This window comes from Streptomyces sp. NPDC005533, from assembly GCF_042871845.1.
In the GTDB taxonomy this organism is placed as follows: Bacteria; Actinomycetota; Actinomycetes; order Streptomycetales; family Streptomycetaceae; genus Streptomyces.
The window spans coordinates 1-1,207 of the sequence record NZ_JBIAJH010000196.1; the positions used below are offsets into that span (position 1 = coordinate 1).

Annotated in this window: 2 pseudogenes; one reads left to right on the plus strand and one right to left on the minus strand. The window is 63.5% G+C overall.

Annotation, left to right across the window (positions count from 1 at the left end):
- Positions 1 to 185 precede the first annotated feature (185 nt).
- Positions 186 to 506 (minus strand): annotated as a pseudogene (locus tag ACFYP3_RS37900) (transposase); the annotation flags it as partial.
- On the opposite strand from ACFYP3_RS37900, the pseudogene ACFYP3_RS37905 reads away from it, so the two are divergent.
- Positions 478 to 1,115: pseudogene (locus ACFYP3_RS37905) on the plus strand (IS5 family transposase); the annotation flags it as partial. The pseudogenes ACFYP3_RS37900 and ACFYP3_RS37905 sit on opposite strands and share 29 nt — an antisense overlap.
- Between the last annotated feature and the right edge of the window lie 92 nt (positions 1,116 to 1,207).

The following is a 1,207-nucleotide window of genomic DNA, read 5'->3' on the forward strand; positions in this document are numbered from 1 at the left end:
CAGATGCACGGACGAGCAGGCTTCACCCTGCTCCGGCACCGCATCCTCCTCGGATAACACAACCCTCCGTCACCACCGGATGTGAGACAGAGCCGTTCCTTTTACAGACCCGGCCCGGGACCGTGGGTCAGCAATAGCGGCGAACACCGAGAGTGAGAAGGCCCGTTTGAGTTGTTTGCTTCCTCTGCTTTGGGCCGAATCAAGGTTACGAGTCGGCGACGTCCGGCTTTGCGGATCTGGGTTGGGGAGTCGAACTGGTGGCGGAGCTTGAGCACGGCCGGGTGGTGCACTCTCGGTCCCGGGATCCGTTCCAGGGAGGTTGGATCTGCGTGAGCAGAACCTTCAGGCGGTTGCTGATGCGGGTTGCTTCGTCGGCTGGTTCGTTGTCGAAGCCGACGATCATCTCGAGTTCGGCGATGGTCTCTTCTTCGAGGTCGGCCGAGCAGAGTGTGTGGCATGACGCGGGCGGCATCGGCGATGACGAAGGCGTCGCGGGCGCCGGTCTTGCAGCCAACCCGCAAGCCGTACCCGTCCGATCGGTCCGACGCCCGCTGGGCACTGATCGAACCAGTCATGAACACCTGGCGAGCCGAGCGGCAGAAGACCCCGCTCAACATCGGACGCAAGGCCGCCGACCTGCGAGAAGTCTTGAACGCGATCCTCTACGTCAAGCGCACCGGAATCGCCTGGCACTACCTACCGCACGACTTCCCCGCCTGCACCACCATCTTCTCCTACTTCACCGCCTGGACCGCCGACGGCGCCATCGAGCAACTCGGCCTCCGCCTGAACCGCCTGGTCCGCGAGAAAGAAGGTCGAGACGCCTAACCGACGGCCTGCGTGATCGACTCATAGCCCGTCAAGACCGCCCACACGGTGCCCCTCAGCACCCAGGGCATCGACGCCGGCAAAAAAATGGTGGGGCCGCGCTCGCAGCATCGTCGTCGCCACCCTGGGCCTGATCCTGCTGGTCATGGTCACCGCGGCCAGCGTCTCCGACAACGAAGCAGGCAAACAACTCCTGACCCGCACCGCAGCCGAACATCCCGCGATCACCAAGGGTCTGGGCCGACACCGGCTACAAGAACCAAGCCGTCGAACGCGGCGCCAAACTAGTGTGCTGAGTCAGTAATTCGCCGGCAGTACGAGGCGAGGGACTCAAGGATCTGGTCGGCTGTCTTCGTCCAGACGAAAGGCTTGGGGTCCT